Source organism: Streptomyces sp. NPDC093546, assembly GCF_044765045.1.
In the GTDB taxonomy this organism is placed as follows: domain Bacteria; phylum Actinomycetota; class Actinomycetes; order Streptomycetales; family Streptomycetaceae; genus Streptomyces.
This window is the reverse complement of the sequence record NZ_JBIWJG010000001.1, coordinates 154,661-172,077: the sequence shown is the minus strand read 5'-3', so window position 1 is coordinate 172,077 and position 17,417 is coordinate 154,661. Positions and strand designations below refer to the sequence as shown.

At 74.3% G+C, this 17,417-nt stretch carries 14 protein-coding genes; 5 read left to right on the top strand and 9 right to left on the bottom strand.

The window, feature by feature from the left end; translation table 11 throughout:
- Positions 1 to 20 precede the first annotated feature (20 nt).
- The 4 genes from ACIRNI_RS00815 to ACIRNI_RS00800 are packed head-to-tail and all read right to left on the bottom strand — an operon-like array spanning position 21 to position 4,234.
- Positions 21 to 662, bottom strand: a complete 642-nt coding sequence (locus ACIRNI_RS00815; RefSeq protein WP_403547110.1) for a GTP-binding protein — start codon at positions 660 to 662, stop codon at positions 21 to 23.
- Positions 643 to 1,062 (bottom strand): DUF742 domain-containing protein, encoded by a 420-nt coding sequence (locus ACIRNI_RS00810; RefSeq protein ID WP_355366468.1) that lies wholly within the window; start codon positions 1,060 to 1,062, stop codon positions 643 to 645. The genes ACIRNI_RS00815 and ACIRNI_RS00810 overlap by 20 nt, the downstream gene beginning before the upstream one ends.
- Positions 1,062 to 1,550 (bottom strand): roadblock/LC7 domain-containing protein, encoded by a 489-nt coding sequence (locus tag ACIRNI_RS00805; RefSeq protein ID WP_403547108.1) that lies wholly within the window; start codon positions 1,548 to 1,550, stop codon positions 1,062 to 1,064. The genes ACIRNI_RS00810 and ACIRNI_RS00805 overlap by 1 nt, the downstream gene beginning before the upstream one ends.
- Positions 1,547 to 4,234: a nitrate- and nitrite sensing domain-containing protein gene (locus ACIRNI_RS00800; RefSeq protein WP_403547106.1), complete on the bottom strand. Its 2,688-nt coding sequence runs from the start codon at positions 4,232 to 4,234 to the stop codon at positions 1,547 to 1,549. Before ACIRNI_RS00800 ends, ACIRNI_RS00805 begins: the two co-directional genes overlap by 4 nt.
- A gap of 403 nt (positions 4,235 to 4,637) precedes the next feature.
- On the opposite strand from ACIRNI_RS00800, the gene ACIRNI_RS00795 reads away from it, so the two are divergent.
- Positions 4,638 to 5,411 (top strand): hypothetical protein, encoded by a 774-nt coding sequence (locus tag ACIRNI_RS00795; protein ID WP_403547105.1) that lies wholly within the window; start codon positions 4,638 to 4,640, stop codon positions 5,409 to 5,411.
- Positions 5,412 to 5,472: 61 nt separating this feature from the next.
- Here the strand turns inward: ACIRNI_RS00795 and ACIRNI_RS00790 are convergent, their stop codons facing one another.
- From ACIRNI_RS00790 to ACIRNI_RS00775, 4 genes are all read right to left on the bottom strand, one after another.
- The gene (locus ACIRNI_RS00790; protein ID WP_403547104.1) at positions 5,473 to 6,396 is read right to left on the bottom strand and encodes a hypothetical protein; all 924 of its coding nucleotides are present in this window, start codon (positions 6,394 to 6,396) and stop codon (positions 5,473 to 5,475) included.
- Between the two features lie 83 nt (positions 6,397 to 6,479).
- Entirely contained in the window at positions 6,480 to 6,968 is a 489-nt protein-coding gene (locus tag ACIRNI_RS00785; protein ID WP_403547102.1) for a hypothetical protein, read from the bottom strand.
- A 126-nt stretch (positions 6,969 to 7,094) separates the two neighbouring features.
- Complete coding sequence (locus ACIRNI_RS00780) at positions 7,095 to 7,793, bottom strand: B3/4 domain-containing protein (protein WP_403547100.1); 699 nt, start codon at positions 7,791 to 7,793, stop codon at positions 7,095 to 7,097.
- Positions 7,794 to 7,814: 21 nt separating this feature from the next.
- Positions 7,815 to 8,429 (bottom strand): LysE family translocator, encoded by a 615-nt coding sequence (locus ACIRNI_RS00775; protein ID WP_403547098.1) that lies wholly within the window; start codon positions 8,427 to 8,429, stop codon positions 7,815 to 7,817.
- 28 nt (positions 8,430 to 8,457) lie between these two features.
- On the opposite strand from ACIRNI_RS00775, the gene ACIRNI_RS00770 reads away from it, so the two are divergent.
- A complete protein-coding gene (locus ACIRNI_RS00770; RefSeq protein ID WP_403547096.1) occupies positions 8,458 to 10,029 on the top strand; it encodes a PLP-dependent aminotransferase family protein in 1,572 nt (523 codons plus the stop codon).
- Positions 10,030 to 10,033: 4 nt separating this feature from the next.
- On the opposite strand, the gene ACIRNI_RS00765 is transcribed toward ACIRNI_RS00770, so the two are convergent.
- The gene (locus ACIRNI_RS00765) at positions 10,034 to 10,510 is read right to left on the bottom strand and encodes a MarR family winged helix-turn-helix transcriptional regulator (protein WP_403547094.1); all 477 of its coding nucleotides are present in this window, start codon (positions 10,508 to 10,510) and stop codon (positions 10,034 to 10,036) included.
- 202 nt (positions 10,511 to 10,712) lie between these two features.
- Here ACIRNI_RS00765 and ACIRNI_RS00760 point away from each other — a divergent pair, with 202 nt between their 5' ends.
- The 3 genes from ACIRNI_RS00760 to ACIRNI_RS00750 all read left to right on the top strand — a co-directional run bounded on the left by ACIRNI_RS00760 (position 10,713) and on the right by ACIRNI_RS00750 (position 17,356).
- Positions 10,713 to 11,534 (top strand): lysozyme, encoded by an 822-nt coding sequence (locus tag ACIRNI_RS00760; protein WP_403547092.1) that lies wholly within the window; start codon positions 10,713 to 10,715, stop codon positions 11,532 to 11,534.
- Between the two features lie 168 nt (positions 11,535 to 11,702).
- Positions 11,703 to 12,212: a hypothetical protein gene (locus ACIRNI_RS00755; RefSeq protein ID WP_403547090.1), complete on the top strand. Its 510-nt coding sequence runs from the start codon at positions 11,703 to 11,705 to the stop codon at positions 12,210 to 12,212.
- Entirely contained in the window at positions 12,209 to 17,356 is a 5,148-nt protein-coding gene (locus ACIRNI_RS00750) for a tetratricopeptide repeat protein (RefSeq protein ID WP_403547088.1), read from the top strand. The genes ACIRNI_RS00755 and ACIRNI_RS00750 overlap by 4 nt, the downstream gene beginning before the upstream one ends.
- Positions 17,357 to 17,417: the final 61 nt, after the last annotated feature.

Here is a 17,417-nt window from a genome sequence, read left to right as displayed (position 1 = left end):
TTCCTTCACTCTTGCTCGGGTTACTCGGGGGTGGTTTCGAGCGCGCGGGCGACGAGCGTCAGCAGCGACTCGACGACCGTGTTCCGCTTCCGGGCGTCCATGATCACGATCGGCACGTCGGGCGGCACGGTCAGCGCCTCCCGTACGTCCTCGACCTCGAACAGCTCCGTCCCCTCGAAGTGGTTCACGGCCACGACGTACGGCAGCCCGCAGCTCTCGAAGTAGTCGAGCGCCGGGAAGCAGTCCGTCAGCCGCCGGGTGTCGGCCATCACGACCGCGCCGATCGCGCCGCGCACGAGGTCGTCCCACATGAACCAGAACCGCTGCTGGCCCGGCGTACCGAAGACGTACAGGACGAGGTCGTCGTCGAGCGTGATGCGGCCGAAGTCCATGGCGACGGTCGTCGTGGTCTTGCCGGGCGTGGCGGCGAGGTCGTCCGTCTCCGCGCTGGCCTGCGTCATCAGCGCTTCGGTCTGGAGCGGCGTGATCTCGGAGACCGACCCGACGAAGGTCGTCTTGCCGACGCCGAAGCCGCCCGCCACGACGACCTTGGTGGCGATGGGAGCGCGGGTCCGGTCGAGCTCCCAGGGCTGGAGCTGGTCCTGCGGCTGCTGCGCGGACGGTTCGGACTGTGCAGACTGTTCAGAGACGACGGAGGCCACCCAGCACCCTTTCGAGCAGTGCGCGGTCGGGCCGGCCGGTGCCGTGGTTGGTCCCGTACACACGTATCTTTCCCTGGTCGGCCAGGTCGCTGAGCAGCACCCGGACGACCCCCAACGGCATCTTCAGCAGCGCGGAGATCTCCGCGACCGTACGCATCCGGCGGCAGAGCTCGACGATGGCGCGCATCTCCGGCATCACCCGGGACCCCGGGCCGCCGCCGTTCGTCAGCTCCCGGCGCTCCTCCGAGGCTTCGAGCGCGGCGACGAACGTCTCCACGAGCAGGACGTGACCGAAGCGGGTGCGGCCGCCGGTCAGCGAGTACGGGCGGACGCGGGCGGGGCGCCGGCCCTCGCCGCGTATCGGCAGTTTGCCGGCGGCGGACGCGGCAGCGGCGGACATCACTGGGCGGCCTCCATCGACTTGCGCAGTTCACTGCGGAGTTCGGGGGTGAGCACGTGTCCGGCGCGGCCCACGAAGAGCGCCATGTGGTACGCGACGACGCTCATGTCGCAGTCGGGCGTGGCGTGCACGCCGAGCAGCGAGCCGTCGCTGATCGACATCACGAACACGCTGCCCTCCTCCATGGCGATCATGGTCTGCTTCACCGCGCCGCCGTCCATGAGCTTCGCGGCGCCGATGGTGAGGCTGCCGACGCCGGAGACGATGGTGGCGAGGTCCGCGCTGGAGCCCCGGGGGCCGTCGGAGCGGCGCGGGGAGGGGGCGGCGGGGGTGTTCCGCTCCGGGTCGGACGAGAGCAGGAGCAGCCCGTCGGACGAGACCACGGCTACGGAACGGACTCCTGGCACCTCCTCGACGAGGTTTCCCAGCAGCCAGTGCAGGTTGCGGGCTTCGCTGCTCAGCCCGGGTGTGCCGGTCGTCGCAGTCAACTGCGTGCCTCCTCGACTGTGTCCCCCGTCTGGTCGTTGTCTCCTGTGGGTGCTGCCGCCTCGGCGATCTCCGCCTCGGCGTCGCGGCGGCCTTCCAGGGCGCCCCGGTGGAACCCGCCGAGCCGGCGGCGCAGCGCCTCGGCGTCGACGCCGCCCTTGCGCTCGGTGCGCGGCTCGGACGTCGTCACGATCTTGGGCGTGCGCTTGGGCAGGCCTTTGTCGGTGAGGCGCTGCGGCTCCTCGGAGTCGTCGTCCGCCTCGTCCGGCTCCTCGAACTCGTCGACGACCGTCTCGTCGTCCTCCGGCGGGCGCGGGGCGCGGACCTGGAGGGTGGCCTCGGCGACCGTGAGGTAGTCCGCCTCTTCCGCTTCCTCAACCTCCGCGACCTCCTCGGCCTCCTCGGCCTCTTCCGCCTCGCGGATGGCCGACTCCGCCGCCTCCACCAGCGGATCGACGTCCGGAGCCGGGTCCGCGGCCGGTGCCGGTACGTCCCGGACGGCCCTGCCGCCCGGCAGCGCGTTGGAGTTCGCCTCGGCGACGGAGCCGGGCAGGTTCACGGCGGCCGCGGGCGCCGCGATGCGCTCCGGTTCGGTGGGCAGCAGCGCCTTCGGCAGGACGACGACCGCCGTGACGCCGCCCTGCTTCTGCTCGCGCAGCTGTACGCGGACGCCGTGGCGCGCCGCCAACAGCGCGGCCACCCGCAGTCCGAGGCCCTCGCCCTCCTCGGCCTCCGGGTCCCGGCCGCCGGCCGGGTCGGGGTCGGCGAGACGGGCGTTGAGCTCGGCGAGCCGGCCCTCCGTCATCCCTATGCCCTCGTCCTGGACGGAGAGCATGATCTCGCCGCTCTCCAGCAGCCAGCCGGAGAGCTGGACCTTGGCGTCCGGCGGCGAGAAGGAGGTGGCGTTCTCCAGCAGTTCGGCCAGCAGGTGGCTGAGGTCGTCGGCGGCGAACCCGGCGACGTACGCGTGCGGCGGCAGCGACTGGATCGTGACCCGCTCGTACCGCTCGATCTCGCTGACGGCGGCGCGCAGCACGTCCACCAGCGGCACCGGGCCCTGGTGGGCGTGGTTGTGCTCGTGCCCGGCGAGGACCAGCAGGTTCTCGCTGTGGCGGCGCATGACCGTGGCGAGGTGGTCGAGCTTGAAGAGGGTGGCGAGCCGCTCCGGGTCCTGCTCGCGCTCCTCCAGCTTCTCGATGACGGCGAGCTGCCGCTCGACGAGGCCGAGCGTGCGCAGCGAGAGGTTCACGAAGGTGTGGTGGACGCTGTGCCGCAGCTGCTCCAGCTCCGCGGTGACCTCGGCGGTCCGCTCGCGCAGCTCGGCGCGCTGCCCCGCCAGTTCGGCGGCGAGCGCCTCACGGGCGGCGACGGCGTCCGCGCGCTCGGCGTCCAGCGCCTCGGCGCGCGAGCCGAGGTCGAGGAGCTTGCCGTGCAGGGTGTTGAGGGACCGTACGACCTGGGCGAACTCGTCGTTGCGGCCGGTGAAGCGGACCGGCTCCTCCACCTCGGGCGCGGCGGCGACGCGCGCGGCGCCGATGCGCAGGACGGCGAGCGGCCGGGTGAGCGTGCGGGCGACGGCGGTGGAGACGCCGATCGCGACGAGCAGGCAGCCGCCGAGGAGCGCGATGCGCAGCTCCAGCGCGGTGACGTCGTCGTCGCGCAGCCGCTCCATGCGGGCGACCTCGCCGGTGGCGAGGGCGGACTCGACGCCGCGCATCTGCTCGATGCGGGCGGTGAGCGCGGCGGCGACCTTCTCGTCGTCGGTCTTCCGCTCGGCGCCGGACAGCTTGGGCTGGTCGGTGAGGCGGTCGAGGTAGCCCTCGGCGCTCTTGACCTCGGGGCCGGTGACGGTGCCGGCGAGGCGGTCGCGGGCGGCGGGCGAGGCGTCCCGGCCGAAGTCGGCGAGGGCGGCCTGCTCGCGGACGCGGGCCTGCTGGGCGGCGGCGCTCAGCGCGTCGCGCGTGCGGTCGGCCTCGGCGTCGGCGGGGTCGTCCTGCGGGACGAAGCGCCCGGTGGCGGGGTCGTAGACGGTCGTCCCGCCGTTCTTCTCGCCGGGGACGGCGAGGGCGGCGAGGAGCAGGCCGCGGGTGGCGGAGGCCTGTTCGGTGGCGCGGCCGAGCTCGGCGGCGGCGCGGGTGCCGGCATCGGCGGCGCGGGCGGGGGTCTTGTCGGCCAGCTCGGCGGCGAGGGCCTGGAGCCGGGCGATGACGTCGCTGTAGGCGCGGTAGGCCTCCATGGCGGAGCCCTCGCCGGTGAGCGCGGCGCTCCGCAGGGCGGGCACGGCGTCGAGCTGCCGGCGCAGGTCGGCGGGCGCGTCGCCCTCGGCGATGAGCTCGTCGATCTGGCGGTCGACGCGGGCCGTGTGCTCGGCGGCGACGGCCTTGTCGCGGTCCTCACCTCGGTCCTCACCGGCGTCGCGCCCTGCGGCGATGTACGCGGTGACGTCGTCGCGCTCGTCGGCGAGCGAGTGGGCGAGGGTGACGGCCTGCCGGTTGAGCTGGGCGAGCGTCACCAGCCGCTGGGAGTCGTTGAGGTCCGCCGAGGCGGTGAGGACGGCGGGGGTGCCGGCCCCGATGACGGTGATGCCGACGAGCGCCACGCCGGCCACGAGCCGGCTGCGGACCCGTACGCCGCGGCCGCCCGGTGCCTGCTGAGGGTCGCCGGGAGTGTCACTGCGCTTCTGCACCGGTGCTCACATTCTTGAACTCGTCCACCCATGAAGCAGAGGTGACGGCCGTTCACCCGCGTCGTCGGCCCACCCCCGGTACCTCGGTACCCCTGGTACGGCTTCCGACCATTCCAGCGCTTTTGGGTAGGCAGCACGCATCGGCCACTCCGCCACCCGAACGAGTGAACAACACTCCGGAGTTGGCGAACAACTCGCCCGGAGGCCCGGCGTCCGGCCGTCCGCGCACCGGGCTGGATCTTCGGCGCGGGCTTTGGCAGGATGCGCGCCCGCACCTTCCCGGACTCGGGCATTCCACCCGTACGCGTCCGCCCGCACCGGCGCCGCCCCACTGGTGCGGGCCACTTCGCACCGCTTGTGGGCGCTGTGAAGGAGTCGTGTGCGGTCCGGCAGACTGGGCGCCATGCACACCGAGATCTCCTCCGTCCCGGGTGACCGGGAACGCCCCAACGAGGACTGGGCTTCCGTGGCCGTACCGGCCTCCGGGCAGGGCGGCGTGGCGGTCGCCCTGGACGGGGTGACGCCCCTGGAGGGCGACGTGGGTTGTGTGCATCCGGTCCCGTGGTTCACGACCCGCCTCGGTGGCGCGCTGACCGAACTGTCCGCTTCGCGACCGGACATGACGCTGACCGCGATCCTGTCGGAGGCAATCCGGCGCACCGCGGACGCCCACCGCGGCACGTGTGACCTTTCTCACGTCCGTACGCCTCAGGCGACGGTGGTGGTGGCGCGCTGGGACGGGGAGGCCGTGGAGTATCTGGTGCTCTCCGACTCGGTCCTGCTGCTGGAGGGCTGGGACGGGTCGGTGCGGGCGGTGGTCGACGACCGGCTCGCCCTGCTGCCACCCGGTTCGCTCGCCTCGCACGCGATCGCCGACGCGACCGTGCGCAACCGGGAGGGCGGCTTCTTCACCGCGGCCGCCGATCCGTCGGTGGCGTCCCGGGCGGTGACGGGCCGTACACCGCGGAGCGAGGTGCGGGCGCTGGCGGCCCTGACGGACGGGGCGACGCGCTGGACGGAGGTGTTCGGCGCGGGCGACTGGGCGGCCTGCTTCGAGGTGCTCCGCAAGGAGGGCCCGCGCGGGCTGATCGCCCGGGTGCGGGAGCTGGAGCGGACGCGGCCGCCGGGACGCGGGAAGCGGCACGACGACGCGACGGCGGTGTACGTGGAACTGTGAGAAGCACCCGCCCCTGGGACGGCAAGGGCGGCGGCACCTCACGGATGAGCCCACGGATGGGTCAGGGGCGGCAGAACTCCGAGGCGGCGACGTAACCGCCCTCGTTCTCGTCGTCCGTGGCGACGACCCCCTCGCGGGAGTGCGGCAGGCACGCCAGGGCCTCGATCTTGTGGCCGGGGAAGGTGGCGAGCCGGTGCGGGGAGCGGTGGACGGCCAGGCGGACCCGGTCGTCGCCGCCCGGCGAGGCGGTTACGCGGCCCGCGTCGAAGAGGGCGGAGTCGTACGGACCGTCGTCGCCCGGGTCGGACGCGGACGAGACCGTGATCCGGCCGGTGGCGGAGACCTTGACGTCCGATATGTGCCGTACGTCGTGCGCCGGGTACGGGACCCGGAACGCGACGGAGGTCGGCGTGCCGAAGGCGTTCCCGTCCGGGTTCCACCGGGCCGCGGAGAGGGTCGCGGGACGCTCGTCCTGCCCCCGGTCGGCCCAGACGGCGATGAGCGTCCCGTTCCGGGCGGCGGTGAGGGCGAAGCCCTCGTAGTTGTCGTCCGGGGAGACGCCGGGCACCGGGAACGCCGCCACCACCCGGGCGGTGTCGCCCTCCCAGTGGATGCGGTACGCCGTGCCGCCGCTGGCGAGCGCGACGTACTCGTGCGGCCGGCCCGGAACGCCGTCGATCGCCTCCAGGTCCACGGCGGGCTCGCCGCTCCACTCCACGGCCCGCTGCCGGGGCTCGGCGCCCGGGCGGTAGCTCAGGGCCACGAGCCGGTTCTCGCCCGGCTTCTTGTTGTCGCGCACGGCGAGCAGCTCCGCCGTACCGTCACGGCGGGTGGCGTCGACGGCGATGCCGCTGATGCCCGAGGTGATGTCGTGCCCCACCCGCTGCCAGCCGGGAGCCTGATGGTGGGCGGGGGAGGCGGCGTGAGCGGTGGGGGTGAGGAGCGCGGCGCCCGCGAGGACCGCGCTCAGTACTTTCTTGATCATCGGTCGATGATGAAGGCGAGGGCCCGCTTCCGGCCACCGTCGGCCGGTTATGGACTTCGCAAAAAGTCCCGGAGCCGGGCCCTTCAACAGGCCGTGCGCGCCCGGTCCTCGAACGCCTCTCTCGTCATGGTGCCGTCAAGGGTCAGCACCTCTCCGGGCGGCACCGCCTCGAGTTGGCCGGCGTCGAAGGTCACCGAGGTGCTGTAGGCGTAGGAGTCGTCGGGGTCGGCGAACGCGAGCTCGTACGTGTAGCCGGGGCGCAGGGTCTGAGGGCCCCGGATCTCGGCCGCCCAGGGAGCGGGCGGCGCGAACAGCGGGAAGTCCGCGGCCTCGTGCAGCCCGGGGGCGTCCCAGCCGACCCACGGCTCCTCCCCCTCGGCACCGGTGCCGGTGCCGGTGCCGCGCAGCCCGGGGGCGCGCACGCGGCCGGTGTCGTCGCACGACCGCAGCAGTGCGTAGGCGGTGCCCTGCTCGTCCACGTACACCGCCGCCAGGGGACGCAGTTCCGGCGAGCACCCCGCGCCCGCCAGCATGATCGCCCCGCTCAGCGCCGCGGCAAGGCCCGCTCGCACCGCCCCGCTCGTCCGGCCCCTCACCACTGCGTGCCTCCCCTCGGCCTCCCCACGCGCGTAGTCTCGCACCGGGCGGCGGCCCCTGACAGGGCGTCGAGCGGGGCGTCGAGCGGGCCTTCGGCCGGCTCACGCATCGAAGCGCGGGGCCGTGCGGCTCAGCAGCGCCGTCCTCGGCGTCGTGTTCCACAGCGCCGTCAACTCGGCGGCGAGCGTGTCGGCGAGCCGTCGTACGTCCTCGGCGCCGCTCCCGTGCACCGCCTCCGCGATGATCAGGACGCTGCCGGTCTCCTCCCGCACGGCGGAGGCGCCGCTCTGCCGGTTGGTCCAGCGCCGGGAGTGCGCCTGCCCCTCCCGGTCCGCGTAGATCACTTCGCCGGGCGCCGGGTTCTCCTTCTCGCCGCCGAACGTCACGTACGTCTCGTCGCCGTGCGCGTACCGCACCTCCAGCGACGGCGGCGCGAGCGCGGAGACGTCGAAGACGCCGACGGGGATGGCGTACGCGACGGACACGGCGTTGCAGAGGTCGATGAGGGGGTGGATCCGGGGCAGGGATCCCTCCCTGCGCAGGCGCCGCAGCAGCGACTCGGAGGCGCAGCGGTACTGGGTCGGCTTGAGCCCCATGCGGGAGAAGGCGCGCCGCCAGGCCTGGATCTCGGGGAGCTGCCCCTCGGAGCCGGCGGCCGCGAGCCGGTCCGCCGCCCGTGCGGTGTACGCGGCGACCTGGCGGTCCGCCGGGACATGGGGGGTGATGCCCTCGGCGTGGATGACGGCGGGTGCGAGCTCGGGGAAGTCCCGCCAGAGCGCGCCGGCGTGCTGGACGTACATGAAGGGCTCCGTGTTCGGGTCTCAGAGGAAGGCGAGGCGGGCACCGAGGGCCGCGAACGCGCCCGCGAAGACCCGGCGCAGCCAGGTCAGGACGCGGGGCCGGGTCAGGACGCGGCTGCGCATGGCGGCGGCGAACCGCCCGTACAGGAGGAAGACGACGAAGGTGAGCGCCATGAAGACGGCGCTGAGCTGCACCATGCGGGGCAGGGCGCCGGGCTCCCCCGGGGTCACGAACTGGGGCAGGAAGGCGAAGAAGAAGAGGGTGAGCTTGGGGTTGAGCAGATTGACCAGCACCCCGGAGGCGATGACCCGCGCGGCGGACGGGGGCGCGGCCGCCCGGTCCCGGTCGTCGACCGTGAACGCGTCCTTGTCCCGGAGGGTGCTCCACGCCATGGAGAGGAGGTAGGCGACGCCGAGGTAGGTGAGGATCCGGAAGGCCAGGGCGCTGGTGTGCAGCAGCGCGGCGAGGCCGGTGAGGGCGGCGGCCAGGTGCGGCAGGGTCCCCAGCGTGCAGCCGACCGCCGCGACGGCGGCGGCGCGGGTGCCGCGGGAGAGGCCGGCCGCGACCGTGTAGAGGACGCCCGTGCCGGGGGTGGCGACGACGACCAGCGACGTCAGCAGGAACTCGGTGTTCATGGCTCCACCCTCGCGCCACAATGGCCGGGTGCACAGGTCCAATGGTGACGCTTCCGGCCGGTCCATAACGGCCGCCGGGGCGGACTTCCTGCAACTGAACCTGGCCGAGGCCCCGGTGGGCGGGATGTCCGCCTGGCTGGCCGACCGGCTGCGCCGCGCGATAGCGGACGGCAGCCTGCCGGTCGGCAGCCGGCTGCCCGCCACGCGGGTGCTCGCGGCCGAACTGCGCGTATCGCGCGGCGTGGTGACGGAGGCGTACCAGCGGCTGACGGAGGACGGCCATGTGGCGGGTCGCCGGCGGGGCGGCACGATCGTGGTGGCGTCCCCGGTGCTGCCGCCGGGCCGGGCGCAGGCCGGACCGCAGGAGGCCGTCGCACGACCCGTAGCCCCCGGCCGCGTACGGACCGCCGACCGGGCACCGGCGCCCGCGCCCGACCGGCTACCGGCCCCCGCGCAGGGGGTGTTCACCACCGCCCCCACCCCCGACGTCTTCGACGTACTGCGCGCCGCCCCCGCGCGGATCAACCTGGCACCCGGCGTACCGGACCTCGCGGCGTTCCCGCGCGCGGCGTGGCTGCGCGCCGAGCGGGCCGTCCTGCACGAGCTGTCCGCGTACGACCTCGGGTACGGCGACCCGCGCGGCGCGCCGGAGCTGCGGCGGGCCGTGGCCGACTGGCTGGCGCGCAACCGGGGGTTCCGGGCGCGTCCGGACGAGGTGGTCATCACGTCCGGCACCGCGCAGGCGTTCGGCCTGATCGCCGAGGTGCTCCGCGAGCGGGACGGCGTCACGGCCATGGCGGTGGAGGACCCGGGGGCGCTCGGCGCCCGCCAGCACCTCGCGGACCGGCGGCTGGCGACGCCCGCCGTGCCGGTCGACGCCGAGGGCGTGCGCGTGGACGCGCTGCGCGCGACCGGCGCCCCCGCGGTCCTGCTGACCCCGGCGCACCAGTTCCCGACGGGCGTGGTGCTCAGCGGGGCGAGGCGCCGGGAGCTGATGGCGTGGGCGACCGGCACGGGAGGCCTGATCGTCGAGGACGACTACGACGCGGAGCACCGCTACGACCGGCCGCCCGTCCCGGCGCTGCGGTCGGTGCTGCCGGACCACGTCTGCTACACCGGCAGCGTCTCCAAGCTCCTCGCCCCCGCGCTGCGGACCGGCTGGATGGTGCCGCCGCCGGCGTACCGGGAGGCGCTCGTGGACGCCAAGCGCTTCGCCGACCTGGGCAACGCCGTGCTGCCCCAGCTGGTGCTGGCGCGCCTGATGGAGTCGGGCGCGATGGAGCGGCACCTGCGCCTGCTGCGCCGCCGGCACCGGGAGCGCCGGGACGCGATGATCGGCGCGATCGGGGCGCATCTGCCGGGTGCGGTGGTCCACGGCGCGGCGGCGGGCCTGCACCTGACGGTCACGTTCGACGGCCGGTTCCCGGACACGGAGCTGGCCGAGGCGGCGCTGGCGCGCGGCGTGAAGACGCAGCCGCTGTCCTGGCACCGCCAGTCGCCCGGGCCGCCGGGCCTGGTCCTCGGGTACGCCGCCGGTGCGCCCACCGTGATCGGCGAGGGCGTGGCGCTCATCGGCGCCGCCCTGCGCGAGGTGGCCTGACGCCCTACGACGTCTCTTCCCCGCCCGCGTTCAGCTGGTGCAGCAGCCGCGCGAGCTCGGCGACCTCGGCGCGGTCCCAGCCGGCGAGCTTGCGGCGGTAGCGCGCGCGGCGGGCGTCGCGTACGTGGCGGAAGCGGGCGCGGCCCTCGTCGGTGAGGCGTACGAGCGAGGCGCGGCCGTCGTCGGGGTCGGGGGCGCGGGCGACGAGCCCGAGGTCCTCCAGGGCGCGCAGCTGGCGGCTCATGGTCGCCTTGCCGACGCCGAAGTACGCGGCGAGGTCGGTGGCGCGCTGGCTGCCGGTGGCGTCGAGGCGTACGAGCAGCCCGTACGCGGCGGGCTCCAGCTCGGGGTGGACCTCGCGGGCCATCTCGCCGGACTGGGCGCGGGCGCGGCGCAGGAGGACGGACAACTCCCTTTCGAGGGCCAGGAATTCCTGGTCCGCCGCTGTTCCCGCTTCGCTTCCCGCACCGCTTCTGTGCACGTCACACCCCTCGCACGCTTCCTTTTGAGACTGAAAGTTTCTCCCGGCGGCAGGGCGTCGCCGCAGCGTGCACAGTATTTCGCAGGCGTAGACCAACGGCGGTCTCCGGCCCCTCTTCCGGCCTGTCGTCTACGCACGTAGCGTGGAGGCCACCCTGACATGTCCACACCATGTCAGCGATCCCCACTTTCGGAGGCACGCCATGTCCGTGCACAGATCCGGAACCACCAGACCCCCCGCCAGAGCCGCCGTCCTCCTCCTCTCCGTACTGGCCCTCCTGCTCACCCTCCCGGGCACGGCGGCCGCCGCCGACCGGCCCGCCCGGGGCACCGCGTACATGGGTATGGGTGTCCCCGCCCACGACGGCGTGGGCGGCCTGCCGCCGACCGGGCGCGCCGTCCAGACGGAGGGCGTGGACGTCTCCAGCCACCAGGGCAACGTGAACTGGCCGGCCCTGTGGACCAGCGGCGTGAAGTGGGCCTATGTGAAGGCCACCGAGGGGACGTACTACGAGAACCCCTACTTCGCGCAGCAGTACAACGGCTCCTACAACGTCGGCATGATCCGGGGCGCGTACCACTTCGCCACCCCCGACACCACGTCCGGTGCCGCCCAGGCCGACTTCTTCGTGAACAACGGCGGCGGCTGGTCCCGCGACGGCAGGACCCTGCCGGGCGTCCTGGACATCGAGTGGAACCCGTACGGCAGCACCTGCTACGGCAAGACCCAGGCGGCGATGGTCACCTGGATCCGCGACTTCCTGAACCGCTACAAGTACCGCACGGGCCGCGACGCGGTGATCTACACCGCCACCACCTGGTGGAAGCAGTGCACCGGCAACTACGGCGGCTTCGGCGCCTCCAACCCCCTGTGGGTGGCGCGCTACAACACGACGGTCGGCGAACTCCCGGCCGGCTGGGCGTACTACACGATGTGGCAGTACACCTCCACGGGCCCGATCGTCGGCGACCACAACAAGTTCAACGGCGCCCACGACCGCCTCCAGGCCCTCGCCTACGGCTGAGCCCACCCCGGCGGTGGAGGTGGGCCTCACAGTGAGGCCCACCTCCACAGATCGCCCTCCCCGCAGGGAAGTTGGCCGGAACCACGCCGAGTGAACCCAGCGCGTCAGCCGCGGCCCAATGGCACACTTGTGCCCTCGAAGTGGTCGAGTTCCCTGGAGGAGATCGCCTTGGACCCCGCCGTCGCGGCCGTCGCCGCCACCGCCGCGACCACGCTCGTCACAGCGATGACGACGGACGCCTGGGACCACACGAAGCGGGGTTTCGTCCGGCTGCTCGGGCGCGGCCGGGCCGACGAAGCCGCCGCTGCCGAGGCGGAGTTGGAGCAGGCCCGGGAAACCGTCCTCAGCGCCTGTGAGCGGGGCGACGAGTCGGCCCTGGGCGCCGCGCACGACGACTGGGCGGCCCGGCTCGGGGCGGCCCTGGAGAGGAACGCCGACCGCTCGTCCGAGAGCGAGGAGCTGCTGCGCGAACTGATCGCCGGGCAGCCCGGCGCCGACGGCGAGATCCGCGCCCTCGGGGCGGCGCTGCGCGCGACAGGAACCGGCGGCGGCGTCTACAGCCAGGTGGTCCACAACGGTGGCGCGGGCGCACAGGGCCCGGGAGCGGCCGTGACCATCAACCACCACCATTACGCACCCGGCGGTTCGCCGGCCCAGGCGCCCACCGGTGAGTCTTGACCGAGCCGCGCTACGAACAGCATCTCGCCGCCGGCGCGGTGGCGGCACAGGGTCCGAACGCCACCGCGACCGTCAACCACTACTACGGGACGCGGCGGCCCACGATCGAGGCGTTACCCGCCCCGGCCGCCCCGGACACCGCGTGGCTGATGGCGCAGCCCAGCCGTCTCCTCGACGCGCGCAGCCACGTCGTCCCCTTCGTCGGCCGAAAGGCGGAGCTGGAGCGGCTGCGGCAGTGGCGGGACGCGCCGGACGCGCGGCTTTCGGTGCTGCTGCTGCACGCTCCCGGCGGGGAGGGCAAGACCCGGCTCGCCCTGGAGTTCGCCGAACACTCCCGGAGCCCCGGCCTGCCGGAGGCCGAGCGCTGGCAGGTCCTCCAGGCGGGCTTCCGGGGCGGAGCCCCAGCCACGGGCGACATGGCACCCTCCCCCGCGGAAGGGGCCGGAGTGCTCCTCGTCGTCGACTACGCCGACCGCTGGGCGCACAGCGAGCTGGAACGCCTGCTGTCCGAGCCCGTCCTGCACCGGCAGCGGCCCACGCGCGTCCTGCTGATCGGCCGCACGGTCCGGTGGTTCGCGGCCCTCCGCGGGGAGCTCGCCGACCGCCGCGCCGCCACCGGCGACCTGCTTCTCCCCTCCCTGGACGCGGACCGGCCGCGGATGTTCACCGCCGCTCGGGACCGCTTCGCCGCGAGTGACCTGTACGACCTGCCGGACCTCGCAGGCGTCGATCCGCCCGCTTCCCTGCACCACCGCGACTTCGGGCTCACGCTGAACCTGCACATGGCCGCCCTGGTCTCCGTCGACGCCCACGCGCGCGGTGAGCGGCCGTCCCTGGCGGAGCCGCACGAGCTGTCGGCCTACCTCCTGGACCGCGAATACCGGGCGTGGCAGCGGCTGTTCGACGCCGGCGGACACGGCCAGGACTACCGGACCCGGCCCTCGGTCATGGCCAGGACGGTGTTCACCGCCGCCCTCACCGGTGCGGTGAGCCACGACGCCGGCACGCGGGCGCTGCGCGCCCTCGACCTGCCGGGCCACCCGCAGGATCTCCTCCTCGACCACCGGTTCTGCTACCCGCCCTCCGACCGTGAGCTGGTCCTGGAGCCGCTCTACCCCGACCGGCTCGCCGAGGACTTCCTCGGCCTGCTCACCCCCGGGCACGACGTCAGCGCATACGACCCGGACCCGTGGGCGGGCGGGGTCCCGGCCGCCCTGCTGGACGGTGAGCTGAGGCCCACCGTGGCCCCGCGGGCGGTGACGTTCCTCGCGTCCGCCGCCGACCGCTGGGCCCATCTCGGCGAGCGGGTGCTCTACCCCTTGCTGCGCGCCGAACCGGGCCTCGCGATCGCGGCCGGCAGCCCCGCCCTGACCGCGCTCGCCGCCCTCGCCGACACGGGCGGGGCGAGCGGCCCGGACGAGGCGCGCATCGAGCCCTCTTTGCTCGCGGTCCTGGAGGCCGTCGAAGCACAGCTGCCCTCGGGGCGCCACGCGGACCTGGACAGCGGAATACTGGCCGTTGCCGAGACCCTGATCGCGCACCGTCTGGCCACGACCACGGACCTCGGCCGACGCGCCTGGCTGTACGGCACGCTGGCGTGGCGCCGGGCCAACGCCGGCCGCCGGGAGCAGGCGGTCGGCCCCGCCGAGGAGGCCGTGCGCCTGCACCGTGAGCTCGCCGGGAGCGACCCCGGCCATCTTCCTCAGCTGGCGAACTCCCTCAGCGTCCTCGGCGACCGGCTGTCCGCCGCCGGCCGTTGGGAGGAGGCGCTGTTCGCCGCCGAGGAATCCGTGGCGATCAGCCGCCGCCTGGCCGCCGCCGACCCCGACGCCCACCAGGACCGCCTGGCGGACTCGCTGGCGGGGCTCGGCAACCGGCTGTCCCGGCACGGCCGGCCCGAGGAGGCCCTGGCCGCCACGCAGGAGGCGGCCGAGCTGTACCGGCGCCTGGCCCACGCCGACCCCGTGTACCGGCCCGACCTGGCCGGACTGCTCGACAACCTGGGTCTGCGCCTGATCGACGCGGGCCGCACCGAGGAGGGTCTGGCCGCCGGTGAGGAGGCGGTCGAGCTGTACCGGCGCCTCGCCGACGCCGACCCCGACGCCGAGCGGCATCACTTCGCCATGGCGCTCACCCACCTCGGGGCCGCGCTGCGCGCCGCGGGCCGCCCCGAGGAGGGCCTCGAGCTCACGGAGGTGGCCACCGACCTGTACCGGCAGCTGGCGGACGCCAACCCCGACGCCCACCAACCCGACCTGACGTCCGCGCTGATCAGCCTCGGGGACTTCCTGGCGGACGTGGGCCGCGGGGAGGAGGCCCTCGCTCCGGCCGAGGAGGCCGTCGTCATCCAGCGTCGACTGGCCGACACCGACTTCGCCGCCCACTGCCTCGGTCTGGCCAAGGTCCTGAACAACCTCGGGACCCGGCTGCTCGCCCTGGGCCACGAGGAGCGGGCCCTGGCCGTCACACGGGAGGCCGACGACCTCTTCCGGCAGTTGGCGCTCGCCCACCCCACGGTCGACCTCCCCGAGCACGCCGACGTACGCGGCCGACTCGCACGCACCCCGAGCAAGGTCCGGGAGGAGGCTCTGGCCGCCACGCGGGAAGCGGCGGAGCTGTACCGGCGGCTGGACGAGACGTTCGCCGGTGCCGAACGCGCCGACCTCGCCGTGTCGCTGGGGAAGACCGGCCAGGACCTGGCTCGCCTGGGGCGTTTCGAGGAGGCCGTCGCCGCCGTGGAGCGGGCCGCCGCCGTCCACCTCGAAAGGGGTGACCGCCGTCGTGCCGCCGAGCTGCTCCTCGAATCGGGCCACGCCCTGATGGGCATGCGACGCTCCAAGGACGCGGCCGCCCTCTTCGACGGTGCCGCCGGCCATTTCCGCCGGACCGGTGCCCGCGTCCTGGAAGCCACCGCACTGACCAACCTCGGCACCGCCCTGGCCGACGACAGCCGCCCGGACGAGGCCGTCGCCGCCTGCGAACGCGCCGCGGCCGCCTTCCGGGGCGCCCGGCCGCGGATCTTCGAGGTCGCGGCGCTCACCAACCTGAGCAATGCGCTGACGGCCGCGAAGCGGCACGCCGAGGCGGCCGAGGTCAGCCGACGTGCAGCCGCCCTCTCCGACGAGACCGGCGGACCCGGCGACACCGGCGGCGGCCGCCGTGAGGGCCTGCCCTTCCACAACCTCGGCAACGCCCTCGTCAATCAGGGGCGGTACGAGGAGTCACTCGCCCCCACGCGGCAGGCCGCGACCATCTACCGCGAGAACGGCGACCGCCCCCGCGAGGCGGACTCCCTCAGCAATCTGGCCGACGCCCTGTACGAGACGGACCGGCTCGACGAGGCGATCACCGCCTACCGGCGTTCGGCCGCGCTCTTCCACGAGACCGGCGCCCGCGGCAAGGAGGCCCGGGTGCTCAGCCGGCTCGGCACCACCCTGCTGCGCACGCGGCGCTACGACGAGGCCGTGACCGCCACGCAGCAGGCCGCGGCGGTCTTCCGCGAGCTCGGCGACCGCGACGGTGAGGCGTCGGCACTGATCAACCTCGGCAACGCCTGCACGGAGACGAGCCGTTACGCGGAGGCCGCCACCGCCTGCGGCAAGGCCGCCGCACTCCTGCGCGCGACCGGTGACCACGAGCGCGAGGCCCACGCACTGGCCAACCGCAGCGAGGCCCTGGCCAGAACGGAGCGGTTCGAGGAGGCCGTCACCGCCTGCGAAGAGGCCGCCGCCGGTTACCGCAAGGCGGGCAACCGCGAACGCGAGCGCGTGATGCTGCACACCCTCGCCATCCATCTCGCTCAGCTGCACCGGCACGCCGAGGCGATCACCGCGTACCGGCAGGCGCTGGGAATCTGCCGGGAGCTCGGCGACCGCGACGGCGAGCTGGCGGTGCTGCTCAGCCTCTCCCTCGTCCTCACGTACGAAGGCCGGTACGAGGAGGCCGTGCCCGTCTGCGAGCAGGCCGCTGCCGGTTACCGCGAGGCCGGTGACCCGGCGCACGAGGGGGAAGTACTCGACCGGCTCGGATCCGCGCTGATGGAGCTGGGGCGCGTCGAGGAGTCGGTCACCGCCCGGCAGCGGGCCGTCACCGCGTTCCGCGCCGCCGGTGACGCACGCGGCGAGGCAGCGGCGTACGGCGGACTCGGCGAATCACTGCTCAGGGCGGGGCGGCACGCGGACGCCGTCGCCGCCGGCCGGCACGCCGCCGCGACGCACCGGCGGTCCGGTGACCGCGCCCGGGAGGGCCACGCGCTCACCGTCGTCGGGCGCGGCCTGAACGGGCAGGGAAAGCCGAGGAAGGCCGTCACCGTCTGTACGGAGGCCGTCGAGCTCTTCCGCGGGGCCGGCAACGGCCGCGGCGAGGCCGAAGCGCTGCTCCACCTCGCAGACGCCCTCTCCTCGGCGGGCCGGCAGGCGGAGTCCCTGGCCGTCGTACGACAGGCCGTCGACCGGTACCGGGAGGCGGGCGACCCCCGTGGCGAGGGCCTGGCTCTCTACCGCTTGGGCGAGGGGCTCATGGCCGAGGGCCGGTACGACGAGGCCGTCCCCACGTACGAGCGCGCTGCCGCTCTCTTCCGGGAGATCGACCTCGCCGGCATGGAAGGGTCCGCGCTCCTCAACCTGTGCCGCGCCCTGCGGGCGCTGGACCGGGACGAAGAGGCCGTCACCGCCTACCGGCGGGCCGCCGCCGTCTACCCGCGGACGGGCGACCGCGCACGGGAGTCCCAGGTCCACTTCCACCTGGCCCACCTCCTGGAGAAGATGGGCCGCCCCGGGGAAGCCGCCCCGGCCTACCGGCGCGCCGCGGAGCTGTTCCGGGCCCGAGAGGACCGCGCCAACGAAGGCCAGGCGCTGTTCCGGCTCGGCATCGTCACCGTGGGACTCCGGCAGTACGAGCAGTCCCTCCCCGCGTTCGAGCGGTACCTGCAGATCTGCCGGGAGACCGCCGACGGCCAGGGAGAGGGCATGGCTCTGCTCCTGCTCGGCGGCCTGCTGGTGGACGTGGGACGGTACGAGGAGGCCGTCACCGTCAACCAGCAGGCGGCCGACCACTTCCGCCGGTCCGGCAACCCGGACTCGGTGAACCTGGCTCTGAGCCATCGGGGCAAGGCGCTGCGCGCGCTGGGGCGCGGTAACGGGTAGGGCCTGCGCGCGGGCGCACGACGGCCCGCTCGCCGACGTACGGGCGAGCGGGCCGTCGGTG